Source organism: Cedecea lapagei, from assembly GCF_900635955.1.
Classification (GTDB): Bacteria; Pseudomonadota; Gammaproteobacteria; order Enterobacterales; family Enterobacteriaceae; genus Cedecea; species Cedecea lapagei.
This window is the reverse complement of sequence record NZ_LR134201.1, coordinates 4,731,880-4,750,309: the sequence shown is the minus strand read 5'-3', so window position 1 is coordinate 4,750,309 and position 18,430 is coordinate 4,731,880. Positions and strand designations below refer to the sequence as shown.

12 protein-coding genes and 2 pseudogenes are annotated in these 18,430 nt (G+C 56.3%); 7 read left to right on the top strand and 7 right to left on the bottom strand.

Annotated features, from left to right (window positions below):
- Positions 1 to 3 precede the first annotated feature (3 nt).
- The 4 genes from bcsB to bcsR form a co-directional block, all read right to left on the bottom strand.
- Positions 4 to 2,286: a cellulose biosynthesis cyclic di-GMP-binding regulatory protein BcsB gene (gene bcsB, locus EL098_RS23010; RefSeq protein ID WP_126358296.1), complete on the bottom strand. Its 2,283-nt coding sequence runs from the start codon at positions 2,284 to 2,286 to the stop codon at positions 4 to 6.
- A gap of 141 nt (positions 2,287 to 2,427) precedes the next feature.
- Positions 2,428 to 5,037 carry a UDP-forming cellulose synthase catalytic subunit gene (gene bcsA, locus EL098_RS23005; protein ID WP_126358295.1) on the bottom strand — a complete coding sequence of 870 codons (2,610 nt, stop codon included), beginning with the start codon at positions 5,035 to 5,037 and terminating at the stop codon, positions 2,428 to 2,430.
- Positions 5,034 to 5,768: a cellulose biosynthesis protein BcsQ gene (bcsQ, locus tag EL098_RS23000; protein WP_126358294.1), complete on the bottom strand. Its 735-nt coding sequence runs from the start codon at positions 5,766 to 5,768 to the stop codon at positions 5,034 to 5,036. Before bcsQ ends, bcsA begins: the two co-directional genes overlap by 4 nt.
- A gap of 11 nt (positions 5,769 to 5,779) precedes the next feature.
- Positions 5,780 to 5,965, bottom strand: a complete 186-nt coding sequence (bcsR, locus tag EL098_RS22995; RefSeq protein ID WP_038483072.1) for a cellulose biosynthesis protein BcsR — start codon at positions 5,963 to 5,965, stop codon at positions 5,780 to 5,782.
- A 172-nt stretch (positions 5,966 to 6,137) separates the two neighbouring features.
- Between bcsR and bcsE the strand changes: the two genes are divergently transcribed.
- The 4 genes and pseudogenes from bcsE (at position 6,138) to EL098_RS22975 (ending at position 12,135) form a co-directional block, all read left to right on the top strand.
- The gene (gene bcsE / locus EL098_RS22990) at positions 6,138 to 7,700 is read left to right on the top strand and encodes a cellulose biosynthesis protein BcsE (protein ID WP_126358293.1); all 1,563 of its coding nucleotides are present in this window, start codon (positions 6,138 to 6,140) and stop codon (positions 7,698 to 7,700) included.
- On the top strand, positions 7,700 to 7,891 hold the full coding sequence (gene bcsF, locus EL098_RS22985; protein ID WP_197718532.1) for a cellulose biosynthesis protein BcsF: 192 nt from the start codon (positions 7,700 to 7,702) through the stop codon (positions 7,889 to 7,891). Before bcsE ends, bcsF begins: the two co-directional genes overlap by 1 nt.
- The gene (gene bcsG / locus EL098_RS22980; RefSeq protein ID WP_126358291.1) at positions 7,884 to 9,566 is read left to right on the top strand and encodes a cellulose biosynthesis protein BcsG; all 1,683 of its coding nucleotides are present in this window, start codon (positions 7,884 to 7,886) and stop codon (positions 9,564 to 9,566) included. Before bcsF ends, bcsG begins: the two co-directional genes overlap by 8 nt.
- A 239-nt stretch (positions 9,567 to 9,805) precedes the next feature.
- Positions 9,806 to 12,135 (top strand): annotated as a pseudogene (locus EL098_RS22975) (molybdopterin guanine dinucleotide-containing S/N-oxide reductase).
- Here the strand turns inward: EL098_RS22975 and EL098_RS22970 are convergent.
- Both EL098_RS22970 and EL098_RS22965 read right to left on the bottom strand, forming a co-directional pair.
- Entirely contained in the window at positions 12,083 to 12,544 is a 462-nt protein-coding gene (locus EL098_RS22970; RefSeq protein ID WP_126358290.1) for an N-acetyltransferase, read from the bottom strand. The pseudogene EL098_RS22975 and the gene EL098_RS22970 sit on opposite strands and share 53 nt — an antisense overlap.
- Positions 12,541 to 13,104, bottom strand: a complete 564-nt coding sequence (locus EL098_RS22965) for a DNA-3-methyladenine glycosylase I (RefSeq protein WP_126358289.1) — start codon at positions 13,102 to 13,104, stop codon at positions 12,541 to 12,543. Before EL098_RS22965 ends, EL098_RS22970 begins: the two co-directional genes overlap by 4 nt.
- Positions 13,105 to 13,465: 361 nt before the next feature.
- Between EL098_RS22965 and EL098_RS22960 the strand changes: the two genes are divergently transcribed.
- The 3 genes from EL098_RS22960 to eptB all read left to right on the top strand — a co-directional run bounded on the left by EL098_RS22960 (position 13,466) and on the right by eptB (position 17,089).
- Complete coding sequence (locus EL098_RS22960) at positions 13,466 to 14,674, top strand: L-lactate MFS transporter (RefSeq protein ID WP_126358288.1); 1,209 nt, start codon at positions 13,466 to 13,468, stop codon at positions 14,672 to 14,674.
- Positions 14,675 to 14,768: 94 nt separating this feature from the next.
- The gene (locus tag EL098_RS22955; protein ID WP_126358287.1) at positions 14,769 to 15,197 is read left to right on the top strand and encodes an organic hydroperoxide resistance protein; all 429 of its coding nucleotides are present in this window, start codon (positions 14,769 to 14,771) and stop codon (positions 15,195 to 15,197) included.
- 206 nt (positions 15,198 to 15,403) lie between these two features.
- On the top strand, positions 15,404 to 17,089 hold the full coding sequence (gene eptB, locus EL098_RS22950; RefSeq protein WP_126358286.1) for a kdo(2)-lipid A phosphoethanolamine 7''-transferase: 1,686 nt from the start codon (positions 15,404 to 15,406) through the stop codon (positions 17,087 to 17,089).
- A gap of 203 nt (positions 17,090 to 17,292) precedes the next feature.
- Here the strand turns inward: eptB and EL098_RS22945 are convergent.
- Positions 17,293 to 18,219, bottom strand: a pseudogene (locus EL098_RS22945) (hemagglutinin repeat-containing protein); the annotation flags it as partial.
- Positions 18,220 to 18,430: the final 211 nt, after the last annotated feature.

The following is an 18,430-nucleotide window of genomic DNA, read 5'->3' as shown; positions in this document are numbered from 1 at the left end:
CGATTACTCGTTTTCCGGATCGATACGGCGGCGGCTAATAATGCGCAGAATACGCCACAGCACCCAGGCAAGCAGCACCACGCTTATCGCCGCAAAGACAGCCAGCAGAACCGGATGGTTCGACAATGCGTACCAGATGCGCTCGAACCACGGCAGATGGCCAACGTAGTAAATATCACCTACGCGCAGGCTATCGACGCCGGACTCACGAATCACCGCAACGGACCCCGAAATCGCCGCACGTTTACCGCTATCGTTAAGCGCATTGTTCAGCAGCTCGAAGCCGCGAGGGCTATCGGCCAGTAAAGCGAGGACGCTACGCTGGTCGTTGTACGGTGACTGGAAGCCCACGATGGCGGCCATTGCCCCCTGGGAGGTCACCGTAGTCTGCGTATCCGCCGCGCGCTCTTTTGGATCGGCAACGCTGCTCAGCAGCGGGGTCTGACGAACCGGAGTTTTCACCCAGCTTTGCGCGGCCTCCACCAGAAGATCGATGCGCTTGTCGTCTTTCAGCGTCGATGGGATCGTGCCGATGATCAGGATGTCCGCATCTTTGCCCTGAATAGCGCCGCCGTCATCCGTGAGGTTCACGCTTAAAGCAGGGAAGCCGGTTTGGGCGCCAATCGTGCCAAGCGCATCCAGCAGCGCGGTTACCTGGGCAGGTTCAGGCGCTTTGCTGACCACGACAATGGTTTGCGAGAGATCGGCCATACGGCTGAACGGGAAGCCCGCATTTGCGAAGGTGCGCAGATCCGGCATCGCAATAAAGTGGTGATAGTTTGAGAAGTCGATGGTTGACTCATCTTCCACCACAACGTGGTTTTGAATCGGCTGGAAGGTAATACAGTTCTCAATCGAACCACCCGGCATCGGATTCATATAGGAGAAGTCAAAGCGCAGCTGGTTGGCGGCGCCCAGGCGCAGCGCCGGGATCGACACGTCGGTTTTGCCGTCCAGCAGCCCCTGCAGCACCGGCAGGCGCAGCAGCAGCTTGTTGTTCTCTTCGCTCGGCGTCAGGTTAAACGACTGCAGGAACTGGTTGTTCAGGCTGATATCCATGCGCGAGCTGTCTTTCATCGCCGGCGCGGTGTAACGGTATTTCAGGTTCAGGTCGATGCCGTTGCTGCGCAGCAGGTAGAGATCCGGCGGCAGATTCATCGTCACGCTAATGGCGCCCGGCTCCAGGCCGCTGGACTGCAGCTGCTCCTGATAGCTCTTCATCTCGCCCAGCGTGACCGGGCGATCGGTTCTCACCCAGTTTGGCGCATCGTAAGGTTGACGAGGCAGCAGCGGCTTCACGTCGTCCACGGTGACGCTGCTGCCGCGGAACAGGATATTGCCCTGGGCAATCCCTTTGGCAGCCTGAACGAGGTCCTTGTCATCCCGACCCATCACGACCAGCAGTTTGACGTACGGGTTGTCCGGGTGGCTCATCATTTCAACGGTCGGCGCCTGCACTGCCGGATGGTCGCGCAGGAAGTCCGGGCGCTTGTCGTTGGTGGCAAACACAATACCGTTGCTTGTTGGCAGCTGGTTGTAAAGCACCGGGAAGCTCTGCCCGCGCCACGCCGTGCGGGAGCCAAACCATGAAGCGACAATCCCTGCGGCGCGCTGCTGTTCGATATCCGGGCTGGCGGCGAAGACAATCGGCAGCGTCAGCGGGCGGTTATCACGAGAGTCGAAGAACGGCACCGGGAAGTGTGAAAGGTCGTTTTGTACCGGCAAACGCTGGTAGGTCAGCGCCAGAGAGCTGCTGCGCCCGACGTCCATCCACAGCGTCGTGCTGGCCGGGTTTTCACAGATGTCGCGGTAGTGACCGACAAACTCCAGCCGCACGCGGTTAAAGTCGGTGATATAGAGTGGATCGACCGGTACCTGGGCGAAGGTCTTCTTGCCTAGCTGCTCTTTCGTCACCGGGAGGACGCCCATCAGCTCGTCGTTAAGATAGACTTTTAGCTGAGACTGCACCGGCAGCAGCGAAGGCGAGGGCGTGTATTCAAGATTCAGCAGCGCCTTCGAGACGATTTCATCCTGACGCATGCCGAACTCAACCCCACCGTTCGGGTTCACGCCGGTTAACACCATGCTTCCCGGCGGCGGCGCAATTTGTGCAAAATTCAGTTTTACATCGCGAGAAGGCACAGTTTCGGCGACGATGGGCGCATTTGACGTCGCCACGGCCGGAACCGTCGGAGCCGGCGTCGCGTCAGTCGCGATCGCCACCGTAACAGGCAGGGCGCTGAGGCCTACCGCTGCTGCATAAAACCAGGATATTTTTCTTTTCATCGCGTTTTCATCAAATTAAACAGGCTGTTGGCAAACCTCAGGCGAAAGAAGAAACACCAGAGAGCATCAATTCGTGATTTTCGGCTGCTGGCTTCAGGGAGAGAAAAACCACGCTTCTTCTCCCCCACATAAGCAATGTCCTCAGGCCAGCGCAGACAAGGTCCGCCGTTTTGCTGGCTCGGCCACAGGATTGTGAGGAATAAACGACACAACCCAGTCCACCAGCACGGTGATTGCGTGGAAAACAAACTTCAATGACGGTGGAGCAAACTCCGCGAGGTGCCGGTAGCCCCGGAAACCCAGCTTGAGAATATCCACCAGGCTTTCCAGCGGTTTATCCTCAGGGAAACTGTCCTGCCACAGCGCCCAGGTATCGGCGCGGGCAAAAGTACACTGAATAAAATCAATATGTTGCTTAGTGCTCATCTGCGCCAGCTGCAGGCCGACTTCCTCCCCGAAGACCCTCACAACCTGGGCGGGGAAGAAGAACTCCTGCGCCCCACGCTTCAGCAGCAGGTTTACTTTTTGCCCTTCCAGTACCTGACCAGGGCCATTGATCTTGATGCCAACCCCACCGTCTGAATAGTCATGCACCGTGCAGGGGAACAGATGGCCATCTTCACGCGCCAGCGCCGCCGGCATAGCAATTTCAACGCGGTGCGCTCGCCTGACCTGCTTACTTTCCACCGAGACGGCCACGGCGCCGCCGAGAATGATCAGGTTGTAGAACACCCAAAGCAGGCTCACCACCACCGTTAGCGCCTCGTTTTCCGGGCCATAGAAGAAACGCCATGCGCCGACGGCCACGCCCAGCAGGTTTACCAGCACCAGCACCAGATAAGGACGTGTTATCACCCAGTCTACATACTCGTTTTCGACCAGGCCGCCCTTCGCCGTCACGTTGAACTTCCCTTTGTGTGGGTTGAACAGCGCCACCAGCGTAGGCTGGGCGATGTACCAGGCCAGCACGGTTTCGTAGATTTCACTCCAGAACGAATGGCGATATTTGCCCTGAATTTTAGAGTTGGTCAGGCTGGCGTGGATCATATGCGGCAGGACAAACAGCGCAATCATGAGGGCCGGCGCGTAGATGATATAGGCATGGAACAGCAGGAACGCCAGCGGTGCCGTCAGGAAGATAAGCCGCGGGATCCCCGACAGGAAATGGAACATGGCGTTGGCGTAGCAGAGCCGCTGGGCAAACTTCAGCCCTTTACCAAAGAACGGGTTATCAAGACGGAAAATCTGCGTCATCCCGCGCGCCCAGCGAATACGCTGGCCTATATGCGCCGAAAGACTTTCCGTTGCCAGCCCGGCCGCCTGCGGAATTCGCAGGTAAGCCGAGGTGTAACCCCGCCGGTGCAGACGCAGCGACGTATGCGCATCTTCAGTTACGGTTTCAACGGCAATGCCGCCAATTTCATCCAACGGCCCACGGCGGATCACCGCGCAAGAGCCGCAGAAGAACGTGGCATCCCACATGTCGTTACCGTCCTGCACCAGCCCATAGAACAGCGTGCCTTCGTTAGGCGTTTTGCGAAAACGCCCCAGGTTGCGCTCGAACGGATCAGGGGAGAAGAAATGGTGCGGCGTCTGCATCATCGCCAGCTGTTTCTCTTTGAAGAACCACCCCATGGTCAGCTGCAGGAAGGAGCGCGTTGGCACGTGGTCGCAGTCAAAGATGGCAACGAAATCACCTTTGGCATACTTCAGCGCGTTGTTGATATTCCCCGCCTTTGCGTGCTCGTGGGTTGGCCGGGCGATGTAATTTACCCCGACCATATCGGCGAACTGCTTGAACTCGTCGCGCCCGCCATCGTCCAGGATCCAGATATTCAGCTTATCCTTCGGCCAGTCGATGCCCAGCGAGGCGTAAATAGTCCCCTTCACAACGTGAAGTTCTTCGTTATAGGTCGGCACAAAAATATCGACCACCGGCCAGCTGTTCATGTCTTTGGGCATCGGTACCGGCTGGCGGTTAAGCGGCCACACAACCTGGAAGTAGCCCATCACCAGCACCAGCCAGGCGTAGGTTTCGGCAAACAGCAAAATCAGACCAAACACCAGGCTAACCGGGTCATTCCAGTTCAGGGTCGAGGTATAGCGCCACCAGATATAACGGCAGGAAACGGTCAGCGACAGCACGATAAGCATCAGCGCGGAGAAGCGTCCGGGCAAACGCCGAACCAGCAGCGCCACGCCCCACAGCAGCATCAGGAAGATAAACTGCGACAGCGGGTTAAACGGCTGCGTGATGCAAAGCAGAGCAAGCACGGCGGAAAAAACCACGATGACGCCAAGAATAATCCGTCGGGCGGTGTGGCTGATATGGCCCAGCTCTTTCTTCTCGTCCAGATGCTGCGTCCGGTTGCTAAAGTTTTCCGGCAGCCTATTCAGCCAGCTATGCCAGCTCTCACGCCACGCCTGCATCCGCTCAAAGGATCTAACACGGGGACGCCGGGTTTGCTTGCCGGCCCGGAGCATCAGCCACAGGCTTTGGATCACATAGCGTATTACGTCCAGCGGGCGAGGCCTGTCGGGATTAATATGCGGGTAGAAGTGGTGATGCCCGGCGCGTATGCGGCTCCAGCGCTGGCCTTCAAGCGGCAGAAAAACCCAGGCCAGAATCAAGACGATACAGCCCAGCACGGCGCTGAAAAGCGGAGCGCCGTTACGGCGAAAAGTACGATAACGCTCTCCCAACCGCCGACTGGCGGAGGGCAATAACAACCACGAAGCCAGATTACTCATGCCTTCTGCCCTGAAAGGTTCAGCAGGCACCAGTTGGCGAGCGTCATCATTTCTTCAGCCATCAGCGAATCCGGGCGATATTCCCCCAGCGGCTGCTTGATCGCCGCACTTTCGGCCATCGCTTCATCGCGGTGAAGCACAACAGGGATCATCTTGCGCTGACTCTGCAGCCAGATTTGATAGATATCATCCTGTAATTGACTGGCGACCAGCAGATAGTTCACCAGTATGTGCGCCCCCTGTGGCAGCGCCTGCTGATGCAAGCGGATATGGCAGTTTGTGTCCGGTTTGACCACCGTCAAGACGCGATCGGTCTGCGCCAGAATCTGACGCGTCAATGCATTGAAGCCATGCGGCAGATCCAGCAAAATCCACTGGTATCGCTGGCTCTCTTTCAGATCGGCCAGGAAATAGCTGAACTGCCCGAGGGCCTTTTCCACCACCTCAAACGTTTCATGCTCTGCCGGGCTCAATTGACCAAACGGCAAGATATCGAGATGGCTGGTATAGCGCCACGCGCTTTTACGCCAGTCATCGTTATCCAGCATGGCGCGCGCCCAGCCTTTAGGCTCTGCGAAATCAATATTATAAAACATGCGCAGCAGATTATCCGGCGAGATATCGATGACCAGTACCGATTCACCTAGCTGCTGCAACGACCAACCAAGCGCCGCAGTGATAGAGGTCGTTCCGACGCCACCACGCAACCCTTGTAACCCAATGACAGCCATCAGGCCGACTCCTATTGTTGCGTTAATTCTGCCAGCAGCGGCCAACGCTTGATTGCCGCAGCCAGCTGTTCCTGCTGCGATATATCGGTGTAATCTATTTCCGGCAACGAAAATGCTTTACTTAGCGCCAGAAAATCATTTTGGAAGGCATAAACAAGCTTGTTTTCCTGAGCATTGCCAGTCTCTTCATCTTGCATTCGGAAGTCATCCCTCGGCCAGGTTACGTCACCATTGATAACGGCAAATGTCCGGAAAACGAAAAATGTTTTACAATGCTAAAACTGATGCTGTTTATTTTCAATGGTAGGTTTCTTTCTTAGCTTACGCTAGTAAACTGACATCCATACTAATTTATCTCCAGGGGACCCCATGGAACCCATATTTTCGCTTGGCATCCGTTCGTTGTGGAACGAATTGAGCCATATGCCCGTTGGCGGCGTCTGGTGGCTAAACGTAGATCGTCAGGATGATGCAATAAAGCTTGTTAATCAAACTATTGCGTCACAAAACCCGGATGCCAATGTCGCCATAGTGAGCATGCTGGCAGCGCCAAAACAAGCGATAACGCTCGATCCAGCCCAGGGGCCGGAAGAAATACGTCTTTTTTCAATGCCTTCATCTCTCCATGGACTTAACTCGCTGCGGCGCGATTTGCTGTGCAGTATTGATCCGGAAGATTACTTTTTTATTCTCTTAAGTTCAGATAACGTCTGGGACAATATATCTACCGCAGATCTTAGGCATTGGATCTCAGGAATGGGTCAATGGACCAAAAACAATAAGTGCAGCCTGCTTTTTGTTAATGTCGGAAATAATAACGACAAACAATTCTCATTATTAGTCAGCGAACACCGCAGCCTTTCCGGACTTGCCAGCCTGCGTACCCAAAGCGATATTCACCGCTATGATGTCGCCTTTTGGTGTAATGAAAAAGGCGTGACCGCCGATCAGCAACTGAACGTCCACTGGCAGAATGAGGCGTGGCAGGTGGTGGAGAATGCCGAAAGCGCCCCTCAGCCCCGCAGCGATGAAAAGCGCGTACTCGGCCATATCGCCGTGCTGGAAGGCGCCCCTCCCCTGTCTGAAAACTGGCAGCTGTTCGAGAATAATGAGCAGCTGTTTGAGGCAGCCCGCACCGCTCAGGCCGCCACCATTATCTTTTCCCTCACTCAAAACGGCCAGATCAACAGTATCGCCCGTCAGATCCACGCGCTTCGCCGCCAGCGAGGCAGCGCATTAAAACTGATCGTGCGCGAAAATCAGGCCAGCCTGCGAGCTACCGACGAGAGGCTGCTGCTGGGCTGCGGCGCAACGCTGATCGTTCCGTGGAACGCCCCGCTTTCACGCTGCCTGACCATGATAGAAAGCGTGCAGGGTGCTAAATTCACCCGCCGTGTGCCGGAGGACATTAGCGTTCTGATAGACCAGATGCAGCCGCTGAAGCTGCGCGGCTTCCAGCCCTGGGAGGTGTTCTGCGACGCTATCGGCACGCTGATGAACAATGCTCTGCTGCCGCAAGATGGCAAAGGGGTGATGGTTGCCCTGCGGCCCGTGCCGGGGCTGCGCGTTGAGCAAGCGCTTACCCTGTGCCGCCCCAACCGCATGGGGGACATCGTGACCCTGGGAGAGAATCGGCTGGTGCTGTTCCTCTCCTTCTGCCGAATTAACGATCTGGATACCGCGCTTAACCACATTTTCCCTCTGCCGGTGAACGATATTTTCACCAACCGCATGGTGTGGTTCGAGGACAGTCAAATCGCGGCTGAAATAGTCCAGATGCAGGCTATGCATCCGGAGAAATGGGCGAAACCGCTTGCCTCAACGCTCGACCTGAACACCGTCCGCCATGCCAGCCGTAACGGACACAGCTGGCGTCGACAGCCCGTGCCCGTCACGCTGCTGGATGAATCACCGAGGGAGCAGACAAAATAATGAACATCACCGACATCATTCAGCTCGTGGTGCTTTGCGCGATAATATTTATTCCGCTGGGCTACACCGCGCACCGCTGGCTGCCACGCCTTAACGCTGCGATACGGCTGATGTTTTTAAGACCACGCTACGTTAAACCGGCCGGAACCCTGCGCCGACATTCCGTCAAGGCAAACCATCAACATGACTAATCACTCTCAAACGGCTAAGTCTCCCGCTTCTTTTCTCCAGTACTGGCGTGGCCTGGGTGGCTGGAACTACTACTTCCTGTTGAAGTTCGCGCTGCTGTGGACCGGCTATCTTAATTTTCACCCGCTGGCAAACCTGGTCTTTGTGGCCTTTTTGCTGTTCCCTTTGCCGCCGCTGAAGCTCCATAAGCTGCGTAACTGGGTTGCCCTGCCCGTCGGGATTGGCCTCTTCTGGCACGACACCTGGCTGCCCGGGCCCGACAGCATAATGAGCCAGGGCTCTCAGATCGTCGGCTTCAGCGCAGACTACCTGCTCGATCTGGTCAACCGCTTTATAAACTGGCAGATGATCGGCGCGGCGTTTGTCCTGCTGGTCGCCTGGCTTTTTGTTTCACAGTGGCTGCGCGTGACGGTTTTTGTGGTCGCTATTCTGGTATGGCTGAATGTGTTAACGATTGCTGGCCCGGCGATCTCTTTGCTGCCATCGGCCTCACAAACCACGGCCTCCGTCAGCGCTGGCGGCTCGACGACACCAGCGGCCTCCGGCACTACGCTGGCGCCGGTTCCCGGTGACATTCCGGCACAAACCGCTCCGCCAACCAGCGATAACATTACCGCCTGGCTTAACAGCTTCTACGCCAGCGAGGCCAAACGGCAGACCAAATTCCCTGACGTGCTGCCCGCCGACGCCCAGCCTTTTGAGCTGCTGATCATTAATATTTGCTCACTTTCCTGGTCCGACATCGAGGCGGTGGGCCTGGGTTCCCATCCCCTGTGGAAGCACTTCGATATTCTGTTCAAAAACTTCAACTCGGCCACCTCCTACAGCGGCCCGGCGGCGATTCGCCTGCTTCGCGCCAGCTGCGGCCAGTCTTCGCATAAAGGTCTCTACGAACCTGCGGGCAACCAGTGTTATCTGTTTGACGATTTGGCCCGGCTCGGCTTTAAGCAGCAGCTGATGATGGACCACAACGGCGTGTTCGGTAACTTCCTGAAAGAAGTGCGCGAAAACGGGGGCATTCAGGTGCCGATGATGGACCAGAGCGGCCTGCCGAGTGACCTGCTGGCGTTTGATAATTCGCCTGTCTACGACGACACAGCCGTGCTGCAGCGCTGGCTGCAGGGAGAGCAAAATGACGGCGCAAATCCGCGTACCGCCACTTTCTACAACCTGGTGCCGCTGCACGATGGCAACCACTACCCCGGCAACAGCAAAACGGCCGACTATAAAGCGCGTGCGCAGAAGCTGTTTGATGAACTGGACGCCTTCCTGACCGAGCTTGAGAAGTCGAACCGCAAAGTGATGGTGGTGATTGTGCCGGAGCACGGTGCCGCGCTGAAGGGCGACAAAATGCAGGTTTCGGGTCTGCGTGATATACCAAGCCCGGATATCACTCACGTTCCGGCTGGCGTGAAATTTATCGGCATGAAGGCGCCGCACGATGGCGATGCGATTGAAATCAACCAGCCAAGTAGCTATCTGGCTATTTCAGAGCTGGTTTCCCGCTCGGTTGATGGCAAAAACTTTGTCGCCGATCGGGTCGACTGGCGCGCACTAACCAGCAATCTGCCGCAAACCGCACCGGTTTCGGAGAACGCCACGGCAGTCGTGCTGAAGTACCAGGATAAGCCTTATGTCCGACTGAGCGGCGGCGACTGGGTGCCTTATCCGCAGTAACCGTTACCTTTAAAGTGATCAAAAACCGGCGCACCAGGCGCCGGTTTTTGATAGTAAAAAGCGCTCTATCGAAGTGCCTTACGCTCAGGGAGATCACCAACGCCCACCGCTAAGGTGCCGCATACTAAGGCAGCGATTGATTATGACGGCAAATCGTGTAGAAAATTCCTGTAAGTTTTCTGAATCGTTGTCATACATTGAGTGGGGTAACCCCACCGCCTGCAATCGCGGAGCCCAAATTGGCTAATTCATCTTCTTCTCGTAAACAGATCCTCACGGCTGCACACTGGGGCCCCATGCTGGTCGAAACCGACGGCCAGCGGGTTTATCACTCCCGCGGTGCGCTCGAAACCGGTCATCATAACTCCCTGCAGAGCGCGGTGCCGGATCAGGTCCACAGCAAAGCTCGCGTTGCGTTTCCTATGGCGCGTAAAGGATTTCTGGCCTCACCGGATAAGCCTCAGGGCATTCGCGGTAAAGATGATTACGTCCGCATTAGCTGGGATGACGCGCTGACGCTGATTCATCAGCAGCATAAACGCATTCGCGAGAGCTACGGCCCGGCGGCTATATTCGCAGGCTCCTACGGCTGGCGCTCCAACGGCGTGCTGCATAAAGCCTCCACGCTGCTTCAGCGCTACATGAGCCTGGCCGGGGGTTATACCGGGCACTCCGGAGACTACTCCACCGGCGCCGCTCAGGTGATCATGCCTTACGTGGTTGGCTCCAACGAGGTTTACCAGCAGCAGACCAGCTGGCCGCTGCTGCTTGAGAACAGCGAAGTCGTCGTGCTGTGGAGCGCGAACCCGCTTAACACGCTGAAAATCGCCTGGAACGCCAGCGACGAGCAGGGCGTGAAGTACTTCGAGCAGTTAAAAAACAGCGGTAAAACGATTATCGCCATCGACCCAATGCGCTCAGAAACCGTCGACTTCTTCGGCGAACGTGCCGAATGGCTCGCCCCGCATATGGGCACCGACGTCGCGCTGATGCTTGGCATTGCCCACACGCTCGTTATTCAGGGCAGACACGACACCGCTTTCTCGCCCGCTGCACCTACGGTTATGACAAATTTGAAGCCTACCTCCTCGGCAAGAGCGACGGCGTTTCAAAAAATGCAGCCTGGGCGGCTGAAATCTGCGGCATTCCGGCTGCAACCATCGAAAAACTGGCGGATCTTTTCAGCCACAAACGCACCATGCTGATGGCCGGCTGGGGCATGCAACGCCAGCAGTATGGCGAGCAGAAGCACTGGATGCTGGTGACGCTGGCGGCTATGCTCGGCCAGATCGGTACCCCGGGTGGCGGCTTCGGACTCTCCTACCATTTTGCCAACGGCGGCAACCCAACCCGCAGCGCGGCGGTACTCGGCTCGCTGCAGGGCTCGCTGGCCGGCGGCACCGACGCGGTGGAGAAAATACCCGTAGCGCGAATAGTCGAGGCGCTGGAAAACCCTGGCGGGACTTACCAGCATAACGGGCAGCAGCATACCTTCCCAGACCTCCGCATGCTTTGGTGGGCGGGCGGCAGCAACTTCACCCATCATCAGGACACCCATCGCCTTGCCGCGGCCTGGCAAAAACCGGAACTGATCGTTATCTCCGAGTGCTTCTGGACGGCAGCGGCAAAACACGCCGATATCGTTCTGCCGGTCACCACCTCGTTCGAACGTAACGATATGACGATGACCGGGGATTACAGCAACCAGCACCTGGTGCCGATGAAGCTGGTGGTTTCTCCGCAGGGCGAAGCGCGGAACGATTTCGATATCTTTGCTGACCTGAGTGAAAAATGGGAAGAAGGGGGTAAAGCGAGATTCAGCGAAGGGAAAAGCGAGCTTGAGTGGCTGGAAAGTTTCTATCAAATCGCCCGCCAGCGCGGCGCTGCACAAGGGTTAGCGCTGCCTGCGTTTGGTGATTTCTGGGAAGCTAACCAGCTGATAGAAATGCCGGAAAACGCTAAGAATGCAGAATACATCCGCTTCTCGGCTTTTCGTGACGATCCTGAGGCGAACCCGCTCAAAACGCCGAGCGGCAAAATTGAGATCTATTCCGAACGCATTGCCAGCTATAACTACGAAGACTGCCCGCCGCACCCGAGCTGGCTTGAACCGACCGAATGGCAGGGCAACGCTGTCCCCGGCCAGCTCCAGCTGCTTTCTTCTCATCCGGCTCACCGCCTGCACAGCCAGCTAAACTATGCGGGGCTGCGCGACCAGTATGCCATCGCCGGACGTGAACCCATTACGCTGCACCCGATTGACGCCAAAGCACGCGGCATCGCTCATGGCGACGTCGTGCGCGTATGGAATGCTCGCGGGCAGGTGTTGGTGGGTGCTCAGGTTACCGATGGCATCAGGCCCGGCGTGGTCTGCATCCACCAGGGGGCATGGCCCGATCTGGACGAAAACAACCTTTGCAAAAACGGCGCGGTTAACGTCCTCACGATGGATATACCCTCTTCGCGGCTGGCTAACGGCTGCGCGGCAAATAACTCCCTCGTCTGGGCCGAGAAATTTACAGGGCCGGCACCTGCTGTGACGGCGTTTGATCCGCCTGCCAGCCCATAATCCACGTCGGGTGCTGCGTCTCATCCTGCCACGCGCTTTCCTCTATGCGAAAGCCGTGGCGGTGATAGAAATGCACCGCCCGGTAATTTTTCTGGTAGACCTCGAGGCTCAAAGCCGGGTATTCCGCTTTGGCCTTCTCCAGCAGCTTGCCGCCGATGCCCTGACCCGCACAGGAAAGCGCAACAAACAGCGCGCCGATAAACTGTTTCTCCATAACGCTGATAAACCCCACCAGCTGTCCCTCATGCAGGTACACCCACGTTTTTGACTGAGGAATATAGACATTGCGCACCAGGTTCACGCTCTCGTGCCAGTAGTTTTCCGCGATAAACGGATGGCCAGCGATGGTACTCTCAAGCCAGAGAGCCATCAGCACATCTATTTCCCCGGGGTTAAATGGCCGGATCATCGGCGAAAATCTGGATGGCAGAAGCAGCCGGTCAGATGGTCATTGACCAGGCCACAGGCCTGCATAAACGAGTAGCAGATTGTCGAGCCTACAAATTTAAAGCCGCGCTTCTTCAGTGCCTTAGATAAGGCATCCGACGCCGGCGTAAAGGCCGGGATCTCGCTTGACAAGGCGGTGTGCGATACCTGGGGCTCATTTTTCACGAATCCCCAGACGAACGCCGGAAACATTTCACCGTTTGCCTCCATCGCGAGGTAGGCTTTGGCGTTCGTAATAATCGCCTCAATTTTCCCACGGTGACGAATAATCCCGGCATCCTGCATCAGCTCATCGACCTCTTCCGGCTGAATGAGCGCCACGGCATAAGGGTCGAAGTTTCTGAAGCGCTTCCGGTAGTTCTCGCGCTTTTTCAGCACGGTTATCCACGACAGCCCGGCCTGTTGCCCTTCGAGACAGATCATTTCGAACAGCTTTTGCCCGTCGGTAACCGGCACGCCCCACTCTTTGTCGTGATAGTCCAGATATTGTGGGTCCTGAGTGACCCAGCCACATCGTTCCATTTCCTTCTCCCTCATCACCTTCCGCGCCCCAAGGCAAATGCACACTCTGACCATAGTGAATCCGGGGCGTTTCACAACCCTAAACAAGATCAAATAAAGGTGATTTAGCCGCAGAGATTTTGCAAACTGTTAACCATGTCTCATTTATGATTTAACATTTACTATACAGCAACCACGCGCACCAGAATGATAGCAAGCACTAACAAACAAATCATCCCGAGCCTTATGAAGGCCGTTCATACCACCTCACAGGCATTTCATTCCGTTCTCCACGCATTTCATGCCGTTTTTTCCTGGAATAAACGGCGCTTCGCTATCGTAGGCGGCAGATAACTTCCCTTAGATTCGCAGGACATCTGCCATGAACACTGCCAACTACAACCGTACTCGCTGGTTAACCCTTATCGGGACCATCATTACCCAGTTTGCACTGGGTTCCGTTTATACCTGGAGCTTGTTCAACAGCGCGCTGGCCCAGAAGCTGGATGCGCCAATCAGCCAGGTCGCATTCTCCTTCGGCCTGCTGAGCCTGGGCCTTGCCATCTCCTCTTCCGTTGCGGGCAAACTGCAGGATCGCTTTGGCGTGCGTAAGGTCACCATGGCCGCAGGCGTACTGCTTGGCGCCGGGCTGTTCTTCACCGCACACGCTAACAACCTGATGATGCTGTGGCTCACCGCTGGCGTGCTGGTGGGTCTGGCCGATGGCGCAGGCTATCTGCTGACGCTGTCAAACTGCGTGAAGTGGTTCCCGGAGCGCAAAGGTCTTATTTCTGCCTTCTCCATCGGCGCCTACGGCCTCGGCAGCCTCGGTTTTAAATACATCGACACCCACCTGCTTGCCTCCTACGGCCTCGAAAATACCTTTATGATTTGGGGCGGGCTGGCAATGGTCATGGTGCTGCTTGGCGCCACTATGATGAAAGATGCTCCGCTGCAGGAAACCAAAACCGCCGGCGGCGCGGCAAAAACAGACTTCACCCTGGCCGAGTCTATGCGTCAGCCACAATACTGGATGCTGGCGCTGATGTTCCTGACGGCCTGCATGAGCGGCCTGTACGTCATCGGCGTAGCCAAAGATATCGCTCAGGGCATGGTTCATCTGGATGCGCTATCCGCAGCTAATGCGGTCACCGTTATCTCCATTGCTAACCTGAGCGGCCGCCTCGTTCTTGGTATTCTGTCCGATAAAATCGCCCGCATCCGCGTGATTACTATTGGCCAGGTGATTTCGCTGGTAGGTATGACAGCACTGCTGTTTGCCCCGCTCAGCGAGATGACGTTCTTTGCAGCCATTGCCTGCGTTGCCTTTAACTTCGGCGGCACCATCACCGTTTACCCTTCCCTGGTAAGCGAGTTCTTCGGGCTGAACAATCTCACTAAGAACTACGGTGTGATTTATCTGGGCTTCGGTATCGGCAGCATCTGCGGCTCCATTATCGCTTCGCTGTTTGGCGGCTTCTACGTGACCTTCTGCGTCATCTTCGCGCTGCTGATTCTGTCCCTGGCTATCTCCACCACGATCCGCCAGCCGGTGCGTGCAGTGCTGAATCACAAACATGCCCATGCCTGATTAATCCTGGAATTTCTCTTTGGAGGCCGCCAACCCTGGCGGCCTTTTTCTATGGTCTATCCTTTAGGGACGTTCTCAACAGAAGGAAAACGCAATGTCCTTAGAAAAAGTGCTGTACCGGGCCAAAGCAAAAGCCACCGGGGGCCGTGACGGCCGCGCAACCTCTTCAGATGGCGTGCTGGACGTGAAGCTGGGGGTTCCCAAAGAGATGGGCGGCGCCGGAGGTGAAGTCACCAACCCTGAACAGCTTTTTGCCGCTGGCTACTCAGCCTGTTTTCTTGGCGCGCTAAAACACGTTGCCGCCCAGGAGAAAAAGAGGATACCTAACGATGCCTTTATTGAAGGCCATGTGGGGATTGGGCCGCTGCCTACCGGTTTTGGTATCGAAGTCCAGTTGGATATTCATCTGCCGGGCATAGACAAAGCTGAAGCTGAGGAGTTAGTGAAAAAAGCCCACGTCGTTTGCCCTTACTCTAACGCCACGCGCGGCAATATCGATGTGAAGTTAAACGTGATTAACTAACATCACAGATCCGACTCGAAAAATGTAAATAACGGGTCGGATCGCCACATACCGGCATACATCCCCCCTGTCCTGTGCTCTACTAGCCGCCGCTGAGTTTTGAAGCGGATCTAAAATTTCCCCCGGATTCAACACTCATACAGAACTACGCTCGAGTACCACGGTCTGAGTAGCGCTTATATTTTGACATCGCCAGGATACCCTGCATGAATTACTTTAAAACAATGTCCCAGCAGAAGTTATGTTTGCTGTTGGGGGTCTACATTGGCTGGTTTTTGAATATCTCCGTTTTTTACCAGCGTTTTGACAGTCGCGCCCAGGTTTTCATCGCCTGGAAGGGCCTTGCTGCCGCCACCGAATTTTTCGCCTGCCTGCTGGTGACATTTTTCCTGTTCCGAGTGCTGTCGATTTTCGGCCGCAACCTCTGGCGCGTGCTGGCCACCTTTGTGGTGCTCTGTTCGGTCGCAGCCAGCTACTACATGACCTTCTTCAACGTGGTGATTGGCTACGGCATTATTGCCTCGGTGATGACGACCGATATCGACCTGTCAAAAGAAGTCGTGGGCTATCACTTTGCCATCTGGATGGTGCTGGTCAGCATTATTCCGCTTTATTTGATCTGGACGAACAGGTCACGGGACACGCTGCTTCAGCAGCTGAAAACCCCCGGTCAGCGCATCAAGAACATCGCTATTGTCGTCGCGGCTGGTTTGCTGGTTTGGGCGCCGCTGCGCACTCTGGGTGAAATGCAGTCCAACGATGAACGTGGTTCCACGACCGACATGGCAAGCTATGGCGGGGTCGTGGCGAGTTCATATGTCCCGGTCAACTGGGTCTCCTCGCTGGGGCTGTTTGCCTGGGCCCAGGCCGACGAGTCCGACGGCAACGGCTCACTGATGAACCCGACGAAGAAATTTACCTACGTCACGCCTCCGGGCCTGGACGATACCTACGTGGTGTTTATCATCGGCGAGACAACTCGCTGGGATCATATGGGTCTGCTTGGCTACGATCGCGACACCACACCAAAACTGTCGAAAGAGAAAAACCTGGTGGCTTTCCACGGCCAGTCCTGCGACACCGCCACCAAGCTTTCGCTGCGCTGCATGTTCGTGCGGGAGGGCGGAACCGAGGATAACCCTCAGCGTACGTTGAAAGAGCAGAATGTCTTTGCGGTACTAAAACAGCTCGGCTTTAGCTCCGACCTGTATGCCATGCAAAGCGAAGTCTGGTTCTACAAAAACGCCATGCCGGACAGTTTAGCCTTCCGCGAGCAGATTGCCGCTGAGCCGCGCAACCGTGGTAAAACCGTGGACGATATGCTGCTGGTTGACGAAATGAAGCAGTCCCTTAAGCAGAACCCTGACGGCAAGCATCTTATTATCCTGCACACTAAAGGCTCCCACTTCTCCTACGCCCAGCGCTATCCACGCAGCTTTGCAAAATGGACGCCGGAGTGCATCAACATCAATAATGGCGGTTGCCCAAAGGAAAACCTGATCAACGCCTTTGATAACTCGGTGCTGTACATTGATACGATGATCGACAGCGTGATCGACCAGGTACGCGATAAAAAGGCGATTGTGTTCTACGCCGCAGACCACGGCGAATCCATCAGCGACTCCATGCACCTGCACGGCACGCCGCGTGAGATGGCGCCGCCTGAGCAGTTCCGCGTTCCGCTGATGATTTGGGCCTCGGACAAGTATCTGGAAAACCCGACGTTTGCCGAGTCCTTCAGGCATTTGCAGGAACAGGCAAAAATGAAGATCCCGCACCGCCACGTTGAGCTGTACGACACTATCCTCGGCTGCCTGGGTTATACCTCACCCAACGGCGGGATTAACGAGAATAACAACTGGTGTCATATACCGAACAAAGCCACGAACTAGTTTTCTGATGGCTGCATAACATCCCCTTTAGCCGACCTTACGGGGCTAAAGGGGATAGCCAGCAGAGAAAAGAGATCGCAGAACGTAAATCATTAAATAGCGCGGCATAAAGGCGTCTCACCACCAAAATGTCGAAAACCGCGATCCTTTACGTAAAAAACTGGTTAAATGTTCGCATGTACAGTCGGAACCGTTCGCCACATTCCCAGGAACTGGCTGCCCACGCTCTGGTGCTCTACCTTGTACTCCGCGCTGTTCTCGATGTCCTTAAAGCCCAGCGCCCCCGTATCCAGTTTATTTTTACCGGCATCCGCCGTCGAGCCAATCACCGCCCCGTTCAGTTGCGTATGCTCGCCCACCGTCACGTCAAACCCGCCCTTCCCGGCGAAGATGCCCGTCTGCTCCTGCACCGACGCGTACGTACTGTGCATTTTATCCCGCGAGGCGCTGACCGACAGCGACCCTCCGCCTGGACTCGCGCTGCCTCCGGCGCTCATATTGCTCTGCTTCGCGTCGTAATCGTCCGTGTCCTGCTCGCTGGTCAACGTCAGGTTGCGGCCCACGTCCATCTTCACGCTGTTGCCGCTCGCCTGCGCTCCGGTCAGCGTCGAGTCCCGCCCGCTGACGATGCTGAGGTTATCCCCGGCGTTCAGCGTCGTCTCGGTATGTGAGGTGCCGGTGCCTTTCTCGTTGCCTTTGCCCTTGTTGGCGCTGGCGTTAACCGAAATGCCGTTCGCCCCGCTGCCGAAGTTGATCCCCACGCCGAACGAGCTGCCGTGGCTTTCGTTTTTGCCATCCAGTTTCTGGCTGTTAAGCGCCGACTCCAGCAGCACGTCACGCTTCGCGTTCAGCAGCATGTCCTGGCCGGTCTGTAGCTCACTGCCCTGGACGCGAATGTCACCCTCGCTGGCCCTGATGGTTAGATTATTCCCGGCGGTAAGCTGGCTGCCCTGGCTCTGGTTTGAGGTCTGCGTCTGGGTCGAGGTCGACGACTGGCTGCCCCAGGAGAGGTTCACGCCCACCACGCTGCCCGGTGAGCCGCCTTCGGCGTTATTCAGCTGATTCCCCTGGTAAGCCTCCACGCCGCTCAGCGCCGACTGCACGCCCTGCAGCGCGGCCAGGCGGCTGGTTTTTTGCTCGGTAATTCGCGGTTCCCGATGGTAATAAGCTGTTCCAGCCATCACTCAGCGCATTATTCTCAACTGCATTGTCATCACTACCCAGAACAGCCGCGAACTGTGGGGCTGCGCCAAAGGGCTGAGCGTCACTCACTTCAATAAGAAGAAGATAAACCAGTGGATCAAAGAGTTTCCGGGGACGCTGAACGATACCGGCAATCTG